Consider the following 17935-nt stretch of genomic DNA (forward strand, 5'->3'; position numbering starts at 1 on the left):
ATTCAGTTTCACTCGTTATTTCTTTTGCTTCAAGAATTCAGCGATTCCATTGATGGCATCTTCATTTCTTTTATAATAAGTAAACTTTCCTATACGGTCAGCCTTTATAAGACCAACCTGTAAGAGCATGGAAAGATAATGAGATGCTGTCGATTGCGTCATGTTCAATTTTTCTGTTATTTGACTAACGCAAACCCCTGTTTCGTTCATATCAATCCCTTCATGGGGCTTAAAATGGAGATCCGGTTCCTTGAGCCATTCTAAAATTTGCAACCTTGCTTCATTGGATAATGCTTTAAAAATATCAACTTGTTTCATACAAATCATTGTATCGAGAATTATCGAAATGTCAAGTGCGCACTCTTTTTCGAAGCCATATAGGATTCATCCTCAATAAAACTAACTTGCACATTTCATTATATCGAGAATTATCGATACGTCAAGTGTGAATTGCGCTCTTTTGTTCAGTTACTTCATGAAAAAACTTACAATAACTGAAGTACGATTCCCAAACGATTATTAAATAACCAATTGAAAAACAGCAATAATATATTATAAATCGAAATAAATATATTGATAAACGATAAAAAATAGACTAATATCGTATTATATCATATTATCATTAAGTCAATGAGGTGCTTCAAATGAATGGTAAACTAAATTCAATTTTTTTCTTAAAGATCGTTGCTTTTCTTATTGGAATTGCGGTGCTTGCTGTGTGTATATATTGGTTACCTCAAGCAGCTATACGGGATGCAAATGAGCGTCCAGGAGATTATTCGATATATCCATTATTAATAGGTGCATATGGAGTATGCATCACGTTCTCTGTTGCGTTGTATCAAGCATATAAACTATTGAGTTTTATCAATATAAACAATGCTTTTTCTGAGGTTTCCCTTCAATGCTTGAAGGTTATAAAAAAATGCGCTTTCACTACTATTTTATTCATTTTGTTTTTAATAGTTTACCTAAGGGTTTTGGCTATGTTCACGGGTGATGACGCAGCGGGTCCGATAGCACTTGGTCTTATAGGGATGTTAGTAACTGCTATCATCACTGCCATTATAGACGTACTTCAAAAGCCCATAAAAAATAGCCTAAAAAAAATGTAGGGGTTTATTTAGCAAGTATATAACTAACTACTGAATTATGACCTTTAAATGTAAAATGGGCCCCTTTTCAATTAATTTTAAAAAGGCACTTCCTTGCTCCAGGAAAGCGCCTTTTTCTAAGACTTCAATTTAGATAATTCTTTTTTTAGCTACCTTTAATTTATTTTAGAATAAATACAAATGTCAGTCAGCCTGCTGCCATCTGCGGTTAGATCCTCATTCCTTAAAGTACCTTCTAATATAAAACCAAGTTTTTCCGGTATAAAACGACTTTTAACGTTTGTTGATTCACATCTTATTCCAATTCTCTTAAATTTAAGATAATTTAATCCGAAGTCTACTAACTCCTTTACTGCTTCCGTCATATATCCATTACCACTATATTTTGTATTAATCCAGTATCCAATCTCACCTTTAGGAATGTCCCAGTCAATTGCATGAAGGCTCGTAGTTCCAATTAAGTCCTTGCCTCCATCTTTATCAAAAATAAGGAAACGAAAACTATCTCTTTTTAAAAAATTAATATGAGCATTTTTTAACAAGATTTCTGTTTCTTCAACGGTCGGAACTTGTTGGAAAAGTGACAACCACTCTTTTAATTCAAAAAAGGAATCTCTAATTGCTTGGTGCACAATTTCTCCGTCTCAGTTAAAAGTGGTGCACGAAGAATTAGTCTTTCTGTTTCTAATTGTAAAGGAATATCTAATAACAAAGGGTTCATTCGATTTTCCCCTCTCCTAATTATTGTAGATTAATCTGTCATTTTATTACTCTCTCTAATTATGGTAATGAAAATGATAATATCCTATTTCTGTAATGGGAAATCCCGTTGCATCATCACTAAGAATAACAACATTAGATCCATCGATGCTCCAAGTCTTTAACTACTCTTCACAGCTGTATTTCTAAAGAATTGTATTCAAATCAATTGGTTTAGTCAACAACTATTGTTCGACAATCTAGCCCGTATAATATTACCCAAAGTTAGTAATGAAAAAATAATAAAAGCAATCCTATTCTATTATTGATAATGGTACTTTTTGGATTTATACTAGAAGTGAATTACCATTTAGTAATGAAGGGAGATTTACTATGGAGGTAACATTTACTGTAAGCAAATGGGATGAAAAGCCAGTGGACAACACTAGAAATGAATTCCCCATAAATATTGCCCATGTCGAATATGATATTGAGGGTGAATTAACAGGAAAAGCTTTTGTTGAATATTTATTATTTTATATAGACTCTTCTATAGATGATGGACATTTAGCCACTTCTAAAATATCCGGATTTTTGCATTTTGAAGGAACTTATAAAGGAAAACAGGGCACATTTACTGCTCTAGAGCAAGGAATATTTGATAAAGGAAATCTAGATTCTCCAGCAACAATCATCAAAGCTACCGGTGACTTAGAGAGCCTGAAAGGATCTTATAATTATAAATTTACAGGTGATACGAGTAAAATGATTCTAGATTTTTCATTCTAACAAATTAGTAGTTCCCGCTTCTTGAATAGTGTATTTATAAATTTAAAAGGGAGAACACAATACAGGCTCTCCCTTATCTCGTTTATTTATTTGATAACAGCCATTTCCATTCCAAATCGATCACCATTATCAATAAATCCTAAACTGGCATATAAGTGATGTGCTTCCTGATTTTCTGGATGATAACCAACCTTTGTTATTCTTTTCCACTAACCTCTAAAATATTTAAACCCTCGGAGGCTTCAGGGGCTTCAAAAAATTTAGTAACGTGAATAAACGTAGCTTCCGTGTCAAAAGCTGCTCTTTCGGGCTGTTCGATACGCCTTTGTGCTATTTGATGTAAGCATTGCTCGTTATTTAAATTAAGGAAAATTAGTTGATGGTTTGCATTGACCTCGGACGCTATATCCAAAAACCACTTTCGCTGTTTTTGAGTGTTACCTGGAAAATCCATCACTACATCAGTACCAACACTTAAAATATTTTGGACATGCTTTTTCATCATCGGCTTAAGCTGCGCTGAAAATTTAAGATAGTCCTCAAATGATGTAATCTGATCGGGATAAAGAGATGCTAGCCATTCATCCTCAGATAACAGGACCGCATGTTTTTCTATAGCCATTTGTTTTGATTTCGTTGATTTTCCTGCTCCCATTTTTCCACAGAAAAAGTAGAGAGTCCCCAATCGTTTCATATTTTTATTCCTCCGAGCTTATTTTATTGGTATTGTGCCAAATTAATAGGTTATTAGTAATACTAACTGTCTTTTTTTAGTATGCATATTCAGTTTTACATATTCACCATCTAAATGGGGTCTTTTCATTGTTGTAGGATATAAACACATTATTTGAAACCTTTATTCAAGATTATGTATGAACATTTTACAAATTAACTCTGTCACCTTTACTATTTGGTTGGGATATTACTAAAAATTCAACATCCTGATTAGATTCATTACGCATTTGATGTTTGATAAGAGGAGGTATTGCTATCCCTTCTTGAGGATTTAATGTAATAATTTCATCGTGAATTTGAATAGTTGCTATCCCTGTCAAAATAAAGAAAAATTGACGTGCTTGATTATGATAATGTACAACTTCCTTTGTATTTGCTGGCATTCGTTCGTGGATGATGCTTAATTCTGTATTTTTTACTAGATGCCACCCATCACAGTTATCACCCCATAAATAATGATCAGCATTGTGCTTACTTATCTTCATTACAACCACTCCTTATCTTAATATCAATTTCTATTATATAGCCAACTTTCAAATTTTTTATATTTAACGAGCGTGCCCTGTTACTTTATTGTACTTTTCTTCAAAATCTCTCAACCCATTTTTAATCAATAAAATGGCCCTATACAAAAAGACACCCATTTCTACATGAGTGTCTTAAATGTGATGAAAGTGGTTATTTTAGCATCAGATTTTTCTATTTGACATTTACGTAAGATTACAAGTCTATCGGCTTGCCACCAGTCACTCCATAAATCTGACCGGTAATATAACTTCCTTCATCGGAGGCCAAAAGAACATACACCGGCGCAAGCTCTACTGGTTGTCCCGCACGGCCGAGAGGAGTATTTTGGCCAAACTTCGGAATTTCTCCTTCCAATTTTCCATTATCCAGCTGTAACGGCGTCCAAATTGGTCCTGGTGCAACACCATTGACACGCACACCCTTAGAAGCAAAATACGAGGACAGGGATACCATAAAGTTGCTTATGGCACCTTTTGTCGCGGCATAATCCATTAAAGATGAGGACGGATCGAACGATTGAACCGATGTGGTCATGACAATCGCACTTCCTGGTTCCAGATGTTTTTCGGCAGCTTTGACAGTCTCAAACATGCTGATGATGTTTACTTTGAACGTGTCATGCACTTGTTTGATTGTTAAGTCACTTAGGGATGGCTGTGCGATTTGTTGCGCAGCATTCAATACTAGTATGTCTAATCCGCCAAAAGCATCCACTGTTTTTGTCACAATTTCTGTCGCTGTGCCATCTTCTCGCAAGTCATACGGTAGCAGTAATGCTTTTCTGCCTGCTTTTTCAATTAATTCTTTGACTTCATTGGCATCTTCCTCTTCGCCAGGGAAGAATTGAATGGCCACATTTGCTCCCTCGCGTGCATATGCAATGGCGGCGGCACGGCCAATTCCAGAATCGCCTCCGGTAATCAAGGCATTACGCCCTTCTAGGCGATTGTATCCTTTATATGATTCTTCTCCACAATCAGGTTTAGGGCTCATATCATTTTGTAGCGCTGGCGTATTCTGTTCTTGATCCGGGAATTTCTCCGTATAAAATTTCGTACGTGGGTCAGTTAGATGTGGGTTTCCCATCAGCAATCATCTCCGATCTTGTTTAATAATTAAAAAGTTCCGCAAGGCTTCTTCAACATTTTGCGAGCTTGCACTAACTACATCCAGTTACATTTTTTTGAATACCCTGTGATGATTTACTTTAAACAGCTTTAAGTTATTAGCATCATCACCTATTAATTAGTCATTTACTTTTTCCTTACAAAAGAAAAAACACCCTGTGTAAGCGAGCAGACTAGTCCATTATTGGAATGGATAGTTTGAACACTTACATAGAGTGTTTTCAGTACTTCAATATCGTTGGTTGAGGTTATGATAGATATTTTATGCCGTTTTTTTATGATTGATATACGGCTTTTTACGCTTTTGCTTGTAACGCCTCAATCGCTTGCGCTACTTGCTCTTCTGTTAAATTGTGACGCACGATGTAGCGGTTGCGTGCATGCTTTGTACATTCGATTGTACAGCCACCTAAATGTTTAGCTTCATTTTCTTCAGATGCGATGATTTGTTTGTTACATTCAGGGTTTGCACAGTTAATGTAACGTTCACAAGGTTCACCGTCATAGTGATCACGACCGATAATTACGTGCTCTACTTGATTGATTGGCACCGTTAAACGTTCATCAAATACGTACATTTGACCGTCCCATAATTGACCTTTTGTAACAGGGTCTTTTCCGTATGTGGCAACACCGCCATGTAATTGACCGACATCACCAAAGCCTTCCCGTTTCATCCAGCCCGAAAACTTCTCACAACGAATCCCACCCGTGCAATAAGTTAAAACATTTTTTCCTTCGAATAGCTCGCGGTTTGCACGGACCCATTCCGGTGTATCACGGAAGTTTTTTACATCTGGTCGAATCGCGCCACGAAAATGGCCGACATCGTATTCATACGTGTTGCGCACATCTAATACTACTGTATTTTCATCTTGCATTTCGGCAAGGAATTGTTCTGGTGACAGGTAGCGACCTGTTAATTCATGTGGGTTTACATCTTCTTCTAAGCCTAAGTTTACTAACTCAGGACGTGGGCGTACGTGCATTTTTTTGAATGCATGCCCATCTACCGCATCAATTTTAAAGACAATGCCTTCAAATAATGGGTCAGCTTGCATGTTTGCCATGTATTGCTCTGTTTGCTCAATCGTACCTGAAACAGTACCATTAATGCCCTCAGTGGCTACTAAAATACGACCTTTTAAACCGATTTCTTTACACATGGCTAAGTGTGTTGCTGAAAACACTGCTGGATCTTCAATCTTCGTGTAATGGTAATATAATAATACTTGATAATTCATTGTTTCCACCTATCATTTCATATATTTGCAGGATATACCTGATAGTGTCTTTAACGACCTATTAACAATACAGGATAATCATTTAATATGCTATCGGTAATTAGACTGAAATCGGTGGTAATATTGTTTTTAAAAAATTCGTGAATGGCCAGCAGACCTTTTTTATAAAGAAGGGGTTATTCACAATCTGGTCCTTGATTGTAGACACATTTCTTATTAGAGAAATGCATTGTAAAATTTTAAGCTTTTTTATTTGGATTTAATTATTAATTCTGTTCTATTCAGAACTCCATATTTATCAAATATATTTTGCAAATGTTTTTTAACTGTATTAATTGAAATATACAATTCTGTACTAATTTGGGCATTTGTGTAGCCTTTCTTTACAAGATTCACGACTTCTTTTTCGCGCCTCGAAAGTAAACTTTTCTTTTCTTCACTACAGTACAATAACGCTGATGATATAATGGTAGATAAATACTTAAACCTAAGAACATCCTGATTTGTAAAATAATTTTGTTTTTCTACTGTAATCATACCTATTGCACCAATAATTTCTTCATTATGCAAAAGAGTAACTACCATTTCGTCATAAAACCCATATTTATTCATAAAGCCTTTATAGTAATCCGACTGTTCGTATTTGTCACGTGCAATAACATCGGATAGCCTCAAAATATTTTTTTCTTTAAACATTTCCATATTATTAGCTGGATATAAAAAATCTAGCGTATAATTCCCCTTCAAATATTCAGCTAACGTTCTATCAGAAATATTATAGTAAATTGGATCTTTTAATTGTCCTTGATTGTCTGCAAGCCAAAATAAAGTATGATTGTACCCAAAAATAGAAGCTAGTTCCTGAAGCGCTGTACTTCTAACCTTTGGTATAGATTTAGTTATTTGAGAAGCAAAATAAATTATTTTTTCGTAGTCAGTAACGGATAATTTTTTATACATTAAATCCCCCCATTTATATAGATATTATCGTAAATTTTAAAACAACAAAAAATTATACTTTAGGGTAATATTCTTCTCTTAAATTCTACTTTATCATAAACATATCAAATTTAGAGAGGAGTTTTAATATGAAAAAAACCGCATTTATTTGTGATGAGAGTTACTTCTGGCATGATACTGGGAACGGTGCTTTATTTGCATTACCAGGGGGATATGTCCAATCGGATGGTCATGCAGAGAACCCAGAAACTAAGCGCCGCTTCAAGAATTTACTGGAACGAAGTGGATTGTACGAAAAGCTTCTTAAAATAAAACCTTATTCAGCTACAGAGGAACAACTCCAATATTTCCATACAAGCGAGTATATTCAAAAAGTAAAAGAATTAAGTCGTATTGGCCATGGTGACGCTGGTGAACTAGCACTTGTTGGGCATGGTTCTTATGAGATAGCACTATTATCTGCTGGTGGTGCTATTACGGCAGTAGAAGCAGTTGTAAATGGTCAATGTGATAATGCCTATGCTCTTACAAGACCTCCTGGGCATCACGCAGAAGCAAATCTAGGAATGGGATTCTGTCTATTTAATAACGTTGCAATTGCTACACATTACGCACGTAAAGAACTAGGTCTTGAGAGAGTAATGATTATTGACTGGGATGTTCATCATGGAAATGGTACAGAATCTGCCTTTTATGATGATTCCAATGTACTCTTTATATCAATTCATCAAGAAGGACTTTTCCCAGCTGGTCGAGGTGAAATACATCATATAGGTGAAAAAACTGCAAAAGGAACTACTGTTAATATTCCCCTTCCCGCTGGTACAGGAAATGCTGGTTACATGTTTGCTCTTGAAGAAATTGTAAAGCCGATAGCTGATGACTTTAAGCCTCAACTAATCATTATCTCGGCAGGACAAGATGCAAGTATATTTGATCCATTAGGTAGAATGATGGTAACGGCTGAAGGTTATAGAGAAATGACGAAATTTATGATACAACTAGCAGAATCACATTGTGACGGAAAATTAGTTGCTGTGCATGAAGGTGGTTATAGCACGGCTTATGTACCGTTTTGTTCTCATGCAATAGTAGAGGAACTGAGTGGTATCACTACAGACGTTGAAGATCCTTTTATCCATGCAGTTAATGGCGTTCCTTCTGAATTAACTGATCATCAAAAAGAACGAATTCAAGAAATAAAAAGATTACACATGAAACAAGAAAATTACTAAATTGAAAATCATAAATAAGATTACTGCAGCTTTAAACATATAAATTGTGCTAAAAAATCAGACAAATAGCTTAAGCAACTTCCATGATCTGAGTCTGGTATTATACTGGGCTTAGGTCTTTTTTATTTTCCTCTTCAACGTAGGTGTTTTCATAATTTCCTTACTGGATAAATATTGAATGTTACTGACATTAAGTTTGTTAAATACACTCTTTGGCTGTCTTTTATTACTTAACGTGATGGAGGCTTTAGTTGAATAACGAACTTTCTCAATCGGGCGCAATTCTGTTAATCGAATCTGCTTTTTAATTGTTACAACCTCTCCCCTGTTCGTTTAGATGTTCCAACAACAACTTGGTTTGGAAAAGGATGAACATATAAAATAATAGCCTTATCAACTTATTGATAAGGCAATGGGAGTAATTTAATTTTTGCAATCGAGATAGTTGAAAGAAGCTAGTATTTAATCCTAAACAAATTCTGGAAAATTAAAATCATTATTTTTAATGACTACATCCGCATTAAATTGAGGTAATTGTTCCTCTCAATAGAGTTTCGAAGCTGCATGATACCTTTAAATGAAAAATTTCTTCGGCTTTTTCATAGCTTCCAAAAGCTCGTTCTCCCCGTTTAGTTCCCATTTTTCTCACTAATTCAAAGAAAAAAATTATACTTTTAATAATCAACACTTAAATTTGGTATCAATGCCTTGTCTTCAATAGGTGATGATAAGGAAATCAATGTCGTAGAATCGCCGTACTTCATACTATCATTTTCAAATAATTCAAGTTCCTTTGTTGATTCAACTACAACTTTAATTAAATAATTGTATTCCCCGCTAATTCGGTGACACTCAACTACTTGTGAAGCCTGCTTACAATAATCAACGAAATTATTGCACTTTGTGGTCCGGAAAAGGATAAAAGCAACAATAGATTTTCCAACTTTCTCATTCGATATTTTAGCTCTGTAGCTTTTTATCACTCCTTGTTCTTCTAGTCTTTTTACCCTCTCTGTTATTGCTGGTTGAGATAATCCTATAAGCTTTCCAAGAGCAGTCATTGACAACCGAGCATCTGATTGTAAATACATTAGTATATCTCCATCAATACTATCCATTTAAACACCCCTTTATATTAGACGATCCTTATAGCTTGCTTTAGCTAATCAAATTGTAAGATAAATATGATGCCTCCATCATTATATTATACTTCAAATGCAATATCACCAAAATACATTGATTTTATAGTTAGACATGTAATTATTCCTTTATTATCAAATGTAAAATTCAAAATACGATTAGTATAATTAATCTTATCAACTAATCAGGGGGCATTTTATAAATGGAAAATAATATTGATTTAACGAAACAAAATGAAAAATCTTATGTAATACCTTCAGATCGTCTTCCTTGGGCAGGTTTAATTGCACTAGCTATGGCTGGATTTATATGCATCCTTACCGAAACTATACCTGCTGGTTTACTAATAGAGATAAGTAAAGGACTCGGTGTGTCCGAATCCCTTGCAGGTCAACTTGTTACAGCTTATGCTCTTGGTTCACTGATTGCAGCCATTCCAATAACCACTGCAACACAAGGGTGGAACAGGAAGCCCTTGCTACTTTTATGTATTATTGGATTCCTTGTATTTAATACTATTACAGCCTTATCTACTAGTTTGACCTTAACTATAATAGCTCGCTTCTTTGCGGGTGTAACCGCTGGAGTCCTGTGGGGAATGACAGCGGGGTATGCACGACTTATGGCACCAGAGTCACTGAAGGGAAGAGCAATGGCAGTAGCTATGATTGGTACTCCTCTTGCATTAGCTTTTGGTGTTCCTGTTGGGACATTTCTCGGTTCCCTTGTTGGCTGGAGATCTGTCTTCGGAATAATGTCACTCTTAGCCGTATTATTGATTTTATGGATTATCTGGAAAATACCTGACTTCCCTGGGCAAATATCTGAAAAGCGAGTGACCCTTCTCGAGGTTTTCATTACCCCTGGAGTTCGCCCAATTTTGTTTGTTGTATTAGCTTGGATACTTTCTCATAACATTCTTTATACTTATATCGCACCTTACCTTTCCAAAGCAGGTCTTGCCCAACGAGTTGATTTGGTTTTACTTGTTTTCGGTACTGCATCTTTAGTTGGAATCTGGATTATAGGTATATTCATTGAGCGTAGACTACGTACTTTAGTTTTAATTAGTCTGGTCGGATTTGGATTAGCTTCATTAGCATTAGGTATCGGAATTAATCATCCTATGATCATTTATATTGCTGTAACTTTATGGGGTTTAACCTTTGGAGGAGCAGCAACACTGACGCAAACAGCAATAGCAGACAATGCTAAAAAGGGTGCGGATATTGCCCAATCTATGTTAGTTACTGTTTGGAATCTCGCTATTGGTGGAGGGAGTGCAATTGGAGCAATCTTGATAGAATCATTTGATGTGGGTTCTTTTCCATGGGTAATGTTTATCCTCATTCTCCTTGGATTCCTAGTAGCGTTTCGTGCAAATGTTTATGGGTTTCCTCAAAAAAACCAATGATTAAATCATGATATTCCTTGTAAAGAATGTAGTCATCCTCCTTAGAAGAGTTTATCTAAGGGGGGTTCTATTTGCTTAATCATAAACCATGTCTCTCTAGGTAGAAGTTGATCTTTATCGTCTTATTTTAAAATTGTTATTGCCGTATAGTAGACCTTCCCGATGATAAAACATCTTTGAAAATAACATATTGCTGAACTATTAGAGAGCTTCAAAAAAAAGACACTTTCTTTTACTGAAAGTGCCCGATCGCGGTATAAAATATTATATTTTTACTAAGTCAGAGCTAACAAAATCGGTTTTTCCTTTTGGATATTTGCGTTTATTATAGTCAAGACGTTGTAGCCTACATTTCTTTCAGAGAGATCCGGTTCACCAAGGATTCTGTTATGTTCCCATCTAGTTTTTTAATTGCTAACATCGAACTATCCTGAATGATTCCAGTCTCAACGAAACCAAATGAAGCGTATAATGTTTTAGCTTTGACATTACTTGTATGATAAAAGAGGGTTACATATTCTGCTTCTCCATTTGGCAAAGTTTCAATATCCATCAGCATTTTTTCAAAAGCAAGTTTGCCATATCCTTGCCCCTGGTAATGCTTATCAATCATCATATGCCAAATAAAATAGCTCTTCTTCCCGTAAAAAACTTCATTTTCAAATGATTCATGATCTAACGTATCATAAATGTACATCAAGAATCCAACCACAATTTCATCGGCATAAATGGCAAAGGGAGTCGCTGGTATACCGTCTGCGTTCATCATATGAGCGTCTGCAAAGCTTCTGAGGTTAGTCGTTTCTATAAAGTCTTTCTGGTTTTCACCAACTTCAAGTGCTATTACTTCATCTATGTTATCCCCGTTTATTTTTCGTAATTCAATCATCTTTTTCTCCTCTCCTAAGGCTCGAATGCTAAATATTTAAAAACACGAAACGGCAAAATAGCTCCTCTTTGTATAAGCCTTGCTATTTCGCCATTAGCCCCCCGATTTTGCAATATGACCTAGTTTTTCAACCATAGCCAAGATACCTTCTGCTGATTTAATTAGACTAGCTAAAGTTTTCACCTAAAAGAGAGGAGATTTAGTAATTATTTACAATTATTGCCATTAGCTATCGCTGTATTAATTATAGAGCCGTATTCTTTTTAAACAAAGGTATGCTCCCTCCACTAGGCCCGTATGCAACTCCTATCTTTTCCCAACCATATTTCTCATAATAGTCTTTAAGATCTGAAGTAAGATAGAGATATTCGTACCCTCTTTTTGCTGCTTCCAGCAGTCCATGATTCAACAATTTTGCTCCTAGAGAATTACCTCTGAATTTTTCATCTACAAACAAACAAGCTAGCCATGGGCTCAAATCCTGACGGCTATTTAGATCATTACGAATTAATGCATAAGTTCCGATAATGTTATCATCTACTTTTGCAATGTAAAAACTCGGTATGTCATTTGGATTAGTTAAGGCATTAATCATACAATCTTCATAAAAAGCACGACCACCTTCCACACCCCATTCTTTCCAAAAAACATCTATAGCCTTATTAAATAATTCATCCTTCTTTAGTAATTGAATTATCTCCATCAATATCTTTCCTCTCGACTATTATTTAGTTTCTATCTTCCTTTATGAAACTAGCTATATTCTCATATTCCAGAATTTAGGCTTATAATAGTTATTCTCTCAATTTTTAAAAATCCCTCCTTAAGTTAACCTGCTCCTTCAATTACATTAAGAAAGCGACTTAAAGACCAATCAGATCTTCAGCTAACACGCCCGATTAGAAAAGGAGATAATAACAGACGCACTATTTTTTCACTTCATTGATGACAAAACATATTAGATATAACAATGTCCACCATCTTCCTTGAAACTTCAAACAATTTTTTCCTCCTTATGTTTGAAAGGGTTGAATAAAGGTTATAAAACACTATGGCGAAATATTTAAAATAAAAAATAGGAGTTGGACAGTATGAGTTTTATTTGGTTTTTAATAATTGGCGGGATTATCGGTTGGCTTGCAGGTATGATTTTGGGAAAAGATATCCCAGGAGGAATTATTGGTAATATTATCGCAGGTATAATCGGTGCATGGATTGGTGGTATGCTTCTTGGAAGTTGGGGTCCTAAAATTTCAGATTTCTATATCTTCCCTGCTCTCATAGGAGCAATTATTCTAGTTTTCATTGTGAGCTTAATTATGAAATCATTGCGTAAAGCTTCGTAAGCTAAATAGATCTTTTCGTTTATTTCTATACTGTTAAGTGAATCAAATGTAACAACAATAATGTAGACAGTGTTTATAAAAAAGGCGGCCTTCCACAATCTAATCTGTGGAGGACCGCTTTTATTTTGTTCTTATTTACTTAATAATCCTCGGCTCCGTAAATTGGATTTATTCAACAACAGCGCCCAATTACTGAATAACGTTAGCTCCTATTACATAATGTATTAACCTTACTTTTAAGCAAGTTTTATAGTTATCAGCAATTTGTACAAAAAGCTACTTTTGGTTTCAATTAACTATATTGAGGTATTTCCGTTGTCATAAAATTACAAAGAAATGCACATTCGTTTTCACATATCTATTTTATCACATAAAAAAAAGCTGACACTGAAATAATTTTGTAAAAAAAGTACCGAATACAATTACAAAAATCCTATTAGAATCGCCCTTTTAAATTGTCCTAAAAGTTATTGCCTTCGAATAAAATGCAAGTACATTTGATAATTGGAGGATAATTTATGGATTCTATGTTTACCTATATCTTTTTAGGCATATCAATGGCTGCAACAATTGGACCTGTAAAGACTGTCTTATTAAATACAGGTTTAAAAAATGGCTTTTTTCATGCATGGTTTTTTAGTCTGGGTGCCATAGCGACGGACATTATATATATGTTTATCGTATATTTTGGAATTGGCCAATTTGTCAATTCCATTTGGTTGAAAACAATACTATGGTCTTTCGGCTGTTTTGTTCTTTTGTACACCGGTATCGAAAGTTTACTGTCGCTACATAAAATTGAGATGGATTCGAAAACCGGTAAAAGAACACGATTGAGACAATCCATCATGACCGGATTTTTCATGTCTTTTTTGAATCCGCTAACCATCCTTTTCTGGCTGGGAATATACGGCTCCATACTTGCAAAAAACGCTGGTATCTCTACAGGGTATGAAATCATTTTGGTAAGCATAGCCATCTTGATTGGCATTATTTTTGTGGATTTTATTTATGCCTTTTTATCCAGTGTCGCTCGGAAGTTATTATCTACAAAGCTTTTGAAAACGGTCTCTTTTTTCTCAGCGTTATTAATGATTGGTTTCGGAATCTACTTTGGTAAGCAGGCTTACCAAGTGTTATTCCAATAAACTCACCAACAGCGCATAAAATGAACACGAAAGGAAACCATACCTTTAAAAGAATATTAGTCGAGGTGTGGTAATGGACCAAGAGAAGGTTAATGTAAGTGTCTGGTGTATTGTAAGTTTGACTTCTATTCCGCTCATCATGACACTGGGAAATTCGATGCTTATTCCCGTGCTCCCGATACTGGAAGATAAGGTCGGGATCACTTCATTTCAATCGAGCATGATCATAACTAGCTATTCAGTCGCAGCTATTTTTCTTATCCCAGTAGCTGGCTATTTATCGGACCGCTTCGGTAGAAAAATAGTCATATTACCGAGCTTAATTTTAGCTTTAATCGGTGGTCTGATTGCCGGATTTGCTTCATGGAAAATGGATGACCCGTACGCAATAATTATTGTTGGCAGAATTATTCAGGGAATAGGGGCAGCTGGTGCCATGCCGATCGTATTGCCTCTTGTAGGTGATCTTTATCAGGATGATGATGAAAAAATAAGTTCTACATTAGGGATAATTGAAACGTCTAACACATTTGGGAAAGTGTTAAGTCCCATTTTAGGTTCAATATTTGCCGCTTTTTTATGGTTCCTGCCCTTCTTTTCCATTTCAGCGCTTAGTCTGATTTCAATTATACTTATTTTCTTCTTCGTTAAAGCTCCTAAAGATGATGATGAACCATTGAAGTTCAAAGAGTTTTTATGTAATACAAAAAAAGTTTTCAAGGAGGAAGGAAAATGGTTGTATACCGTATTCCTTAACGGAGTCCTTGTGATGCTCATATTATTTAGTATGCTATTTTTTTTGTCAGAAAACCTCGAGAAAGTTCATGATATAAAAGGGATTAAAAAAGGGTTTGTCCTCGCCATTCCCCTTTTATTACTTTGTATCGCTTCATATATATCCGGTAGAAAAATTAAAGGAAACCTGGGAAGGATTAAAAAAATAATCATTGTCTCCTTAATAGCAATGTCTGTCAGTATTGTCTTCGTTGGGTTTACAAGCAAAAAACTGATACTTTTATTAGTCGTAACGAGTATAGTGGGGATTGCTATTGGTGCACTATTGCCTGCACTTGACACAATTATTACTGACAATATTAGAAAAGAGTTAAGAGGAACCGTATCCTCTTTTTACAGCTCAGCGCGATTTATAGGCGTTGCAGCCGGCCCTCCTATTATGTCACTTGTAATGAAAAACTATCTCAATGCCAGCTATATTACGGCAGGTGTATTGGGATTCATTCTCCTGTTCGTTGTCCTAAAATTTATCAAAGTAGAAGATATTGAAAATAAAAATGAAATGGCATAAAAAAGAAGGACCTTCAGCTATTGAGACTGAAGGTCCTTTTTTGAAAGCACAAAGACATAATATTATTATCATTATCTAGTTGCTCGGTATCTTCCATTAAAATCGACTACTTTAGGAGCTGTAGTAGGCCCACAACTTGGTTCAAACAATGGAAAATTTGTACAGTATCTTTGGTATACATTTGCTTGAAGTTGAAATGTGTCTAGAAATACTAAAAAACGGGTAAAGAAAACACAGTTGAAGCAAACAGGAGGTAATTTTTAATGAAGAATCAAGTTATTGGTGTATACGATAATGAACATCGAGCGGCTGAAGTTGTTGAAGATTTAAAAGAGAAAGGCTATACAACTGAGGAAATTTCAGTTATTACTAAAAAAGGAAAAGAATTATCTGAAAACACACTGGAAGTAAAACCCTCCACTATAGATGGAGCCCTTGCTGGAGCTGCAACTGGGGCTGCAATTGGCATAGCAGGCGTGATAGCAGGATTATCCACTGTTTTGATTCCCGGATTTGGCGCTGTGTTGGCTGCAGGTCCTATTATTACAACAATTGGGGGAGCAGTCGTAGGGGCTAACTCTGGTGCTGGCGGGTTAAAACATGCTCTTATGGAAATTGGAGTCCCAGATGATGCAGCTGAACGTTATTCTAACGACGTTGAGGATGGTAAAATTCTGATATTTCTTCATCCTAAAGAGTAAGGGCGAAATGAATGCTCAATGTTCGCATAAATAACACGCAGTGATTTTAGCTAATAATTGTAAATCGCTAGATGTATTAGCTTCCCTCGGGAATTAACTCTATTATGGAAAGCACATGAGATTGCGTTTCTTAAAATATAGGTTTGATTCCTTCCGATGGCGTAAGAAAATTAGTGAGCTTGTAAAGTTTTGTATAGGCCCTTTTGTGTTTGAGTGCTTTTCAATTGTTGATAACAAGCAAAATAAGAAGTTCCCCTAAAAGGACTTCCATTTAGGAAGTCCCCTGCTTGCCATAATCCTTCGTTTAAAGCATGATTTATAATTCCTTGTTTTGGCACCCGGAATTCGTCATCAAACCTTTCCCTGTATTTCAAAAAGACTAAATATTTCGTTCCTCATACTCAAAAGGTTCTTCACAAGAGTAGATTTCATGGAAAAAACCCTTATACGGGATGTCATCCTCCAGACATTTTATGAGATAGGACAGCTCCCTGTCACACTCCAGCTCTTCGCCATTATTCTGCATCATTTCAAATCTATCTAAAATATTCTCCATAATGGTCGCTTCGATAAATACGGGCAATTGATCCAACATCGTATTATCGATACTGGTCTCAGATTTATATCCCTCAAGGACAGAATTAAAATAATCATCCATAAACTTTTTGCGTTCTCCCGCATCCAGTTCAAACTGTTTCCAGCCCACTCCTTGTGTCCAAAGATCTGCTAAGTCATACATATACCAACCGAAACATGAATTATCGAAATCATATACGGTTATTTGTCCTGTATCAAAATCTATCTTATAATTCCCATCGTTAAAATCAAAATGGATCATACCGAAAGACTCACTGTTCCTGTCCAAACCTTCTAAGGTTTTAAGTAGCTCGACTAGCTTCTCCTTAAGCAGAATTAAGGAGCTAGGTATCAATTTATTAATATATTCGACATTGTACTTATCAAAAAAGCTATACCGACGATGGACGGGACTATATTCTTTCGATAATTGATGCAGTTTCCCCAGCACCTTACCGCAGTTATAATAATATTCGGTAATCGAAACGCCTTCCCTGTACCGATAATTATTTTCCACAAGCATTTTTCCCTTAGCCTTTTTAAACAGGCAGACAAAAAAGGTATAATTTTGATGAGTAATCTCTTCTAAGAGATTCCCATTTCTTGAGTTGATGACATCTGAGACACTTCCGCCATGCTCGAATAAATACCTGATATACTCAACTTCGCCAAGATAATCTTCTCGGCTTCTGTCATTTAAGAAAGCGATTCTAAGTATTTTAACGTCGGTGCCCTCTTTTTCACAGGTATAAACAACATTACGCCCTCCAGTATGTGCTTGAACTGGCTTGATTTCATAGCCTTCCAACTGGTACAACTCTGATATTAATGGAAGTAAATATGTATCACCCATTTTAACAACCTCATTATAAGTCATAAATCTTCTCCTCCCTTAGCAAGTCAAGTAGTTAAAAACCCTGTTAGGAATAATTTGAAGGGTCTGCAACCTTCGCACATAAGTTCAATTAAACGAACTCCAAATT

At 35.6% G+C, this 17935-nt stretch carries 18 protein-coding genes and 2 pseudogenes; 8 read left to right on the forward strand and 12 right to left on the reverse strand.

Annotated elements, in window-relative coordinates:
• Positions 1–15: 15 nt before the first annotated feature.
• Complete coding sequence (locus tag ABC382_RS05150; protein ID WP_274796925.1) at positions 16–318, reverse strand: ArsR/SmtB family transcription factor; 303 nt, start codon at positions 316–318, stop codon at positions 16–18.
• A 326-nt stretch (positions 319–644) separates the two neighbouring features.
• Here ABC382_RS05150 and ABC382_RS05155 point away from each other — a divergent pair, with 326 nt between their 5' ends.
• Positions 645–1115: a DUF2975 domain-containing protein gene (locus ABC382_RS05155; RefSeq protein WP_322610983.1), complete on the forward strand. Its 471-nt coding sequence runs from the start codon at positions 645–647 to the stop codon at positions 1113–1115.
• 155 nt (positions 1116–1270) lie between these two features.
• On the opposite strand, the pseudogene ABC382_RS05160 reads toward ABC382_RS05155, so the two are convergent.
• A pseudogene (locus ABC382_RS05160) lies at positions 1271–1836 on the reverse strand (GNAT family N-acetyltransferase).
• Positions 1837–2207: 371 nt separating this feature from the next.
• On the opposite strand from ABC382_RS05160, the gene ABC382_RS05165 reads away from it, so the two are divergent.
• On the forward strand, positions 2208–2603 hold the full coding sequence (locus tag ABC382_RS05165; protein WP_322610984.1) for a DUF3224 domain-containing protein: 396 nt from the start codon (positions 2208–2210) through the stop codon (positions 2601–2603).
• Positions 2604–2689: 86 nt separating this feature from the next.
• On the opposite strand, the pseudogene ABC382_RS05170 reads toward ABC382_RS05165, so the two are convergent.
• From ABC382_RS05170 to ABC382_RS05195, 6 genes and pseudogenes are all read right to left on the reverse strand, one after another.
• A pseudogene (locus ABC382_RS05170) lies at positions 2690–2794 on the reverse strand (GNAT family N-acetyltransferase); the annotation flags it as partial.
• A 5-nt stretch (positions 2795–2799) separates the two neighbouring features.
• Complete coding sequence (locus ABC382_RS05175; RefSeq protein ID WP_274796921.1) at positions 2800–3297, reverse strand: P-loop nucleotide/nucleoside kinase family protein; 498 nt, start codon at positions 3295–3297, stop codon at positions 2800–2802.
• Between the two features lie 187 nt (positions 3298–3484).
• Positions 3485–3823 (reverse strand): cupin domain-containing protein, encoded by a 339-nt coding sequence (locus ABC382_RS05180; RefSeq protein WP_322610985.1) that lies wholly within the window; start codon positions 3821–3823, stop codon positions 3485–3487.
• A gap of 235 nt (positions 3824–4058) precedes the next feature.
• Positions 4059–4952: an SDR family oxidoreductase gene (locus ABC382_RS05185; RefSeq protein WP_407133813.1), complete on the reverse strand. Its 894-nt coding sequence runs from the start codon at positions 4950–4952 to the stop codon at positions 4059–4061.
• Positions 4953–5289: 337 nt separating this feature from the next.
• Positions 5290–6237 (reverse strand): oxygen-dependent tRNA uridine(34) hydroxylase TrhO, encoded by a 948-nt coding sequence (gene trhO, locus ABC382_RS05190; RefSeq protein WP_322610987.1) that lies wholly within the window; start codon positions 6235–6237, stop codon positions 5290–5292.
• Between the two features lie 249 nt (positions 6238–6486).
• The gene (locus ABC382_RS05195; RefSeq protein WP_322610988.1) at positions 6487–7197 is read right to left on the reverse strand and encodes a LuxR C-terminal-related transcriptional regulator; all 711 of its coding nucleotides are present in this window, start codon (positions 7195–7197) and stop codon (positions 6487–6489) included.
• A gap of 128 nt (positions 7198–7325) precedes the next feature.
• Here ABC382_RS05195 and ABC382_RS05200 point away from each other — a divergent pair, with 128 nt between their 5' ends.
• Positions 7326–8432, forward strand: coding sequence for a class II histone deacetylase (locus tag ABC382_RS05200; RefSeq protein ID WP_322610989.1), 1107 nt, complete (start codon positions 7326–7328; stop codon positions 8430–8432).
• Positions 8433–9106: 674 nt separating this feature from the next.
• Here ABC382_RS05200 and ABC382_RS05205 read toward each other — a convergent pair.
• Positions 9107–9550, reverse strand: coding sequence for an Lrp/AsnC family transcriptional regulator (locus ABC382_RS05205; protein ID WP_322610990.1), 444 nt, complete (start codon positions 9548–9550; stop codon positions 9107–9109).
• Between the two features lie 224 nt (positions 9551–9774).
• On the opposite strand from ABC382_RS05205, the gene ABC382_RS05210 reads away from it, so the two are divergent.
• Positions 9775–10986, forward strand: a complete 1212-nt coding sequence (locus ABC382_RS05210; protein WP_412926640.1) for an MFS transporter — start codon at positions 9775–9777, stop codon at positions 10984–10986.
• 346 nt (positions 10987–11332) lie between these two features.
• Here ABC382_RS05210 and ABC382_RS05215 read toward each other — a convergent pair whose 3' ends face one another.
• Both ABC382_RS05215 and ABC382_RS05220 read right to left on the reverse strand, forming a co-directional pair.
• Positions 11333–11875: a GNAT family N-acetyltransferase gene (locus ABC382_RS05215; protein ID WP_322610991.1), complete on the reverse strand. Its 543-nt coding sequence runs from the start codon at positions 11873–11875 to the stop codon at positions 11333–11335.
• A gap of 244 nt (positions 11876–12119) precedes the next feature.
• Positions 12120–12578 (reverse strand): GNAT family N-acetyltransferase, encoded by a 459-nt coding sequence (locus tag ABC382_RS05220; protein ID WP_322611033.1) that lies wholly within the window; start codon positions 12576–12578, stop codon positions 12120–12122.
• 388 nt (positions 12579–12966) lie between these two features.
• On the opposite strand from ABC382_RS05220, the gene ABC382_RS05225 reads away from it, so the two are divergent.
• The 4 genes from ABC382_RS05225 to ABC382_RS05240 all read left to right on the forward strand — a co-directional run bounded on the left by ABC382_RS05225 (position 12967) and on the right by ABC382_RS05240 (position 16376).
• A complete protein-coding gene (locus ABC382_RS05225) occupies positions 12967–13221 on the forward strand; it encodes a GlsB/YeaQ/YmgE family stress response membrane protein (RefSeq protein ID WP_322610992.1) in 255 nt (84 codons plus the stop codon).
• Between the two features lie 518 nt (positions 13222–13739).
• Positions 13740–14369: a LysE family translocator gene (locus ABC382_RS05230; protein ID WP_322610993.1), complete on the forward strand. Its 630-nt coding sequence runs from the start codon at positions 13740–13742 to the stop codon at positions 14367–14369.
• A gap of 73 nt (positions 14370–14442) precedes the next feature.
• Positions 14443–15675 (forward strand): MFS transporter, encoded by a 1233-nt coding sequence (locus tag ABC382_RS05235; RefSeq protein ID WP_322610994.1) that lies wholly within the window; start codon positions 14443–14445, stop codon positions 15673–15675.
• Positions 15676–15938: 263 nt separating this feature from the next.
• Entirely contained in the window at positions 15939–16376 is a 438-nt protein-coding gene (locus ABC382_RS05240) for a general stress protein (protein ID WP_322610995.1), read from the forward strand.
• Between the two features lie 379 nt (positions 16377–16755).
• Here the strand turns inward: ABC382_RS05240 and ABC382_RS05245 are convergent, their stop codons facing one another.
• The gene (locus ABC382_RS05245) at positions 16756–17829 is read right to left on the reverse strand and encodes a phosphotransferase enzyme family protein (protein ID WP_322610996.1); all 1074 of its coding nucleotides are present in this window, start codon (positions 17827–17829) and stop codon (positions 16756–16758) included.
• Positions 17830–17935: the final 106 nt, after the last annotated feature.

Source organism: Lysinibacillus phoenicis, from assembly GCF_047238325.1.
In the GTDB taxonomy this organism is placed as follows: domain Bacteria; phylum Bacillota; class Bacilli; order Bacillales_A; family Planococcaceae; genus Lysinibacillus; species Lysinibacillus irui.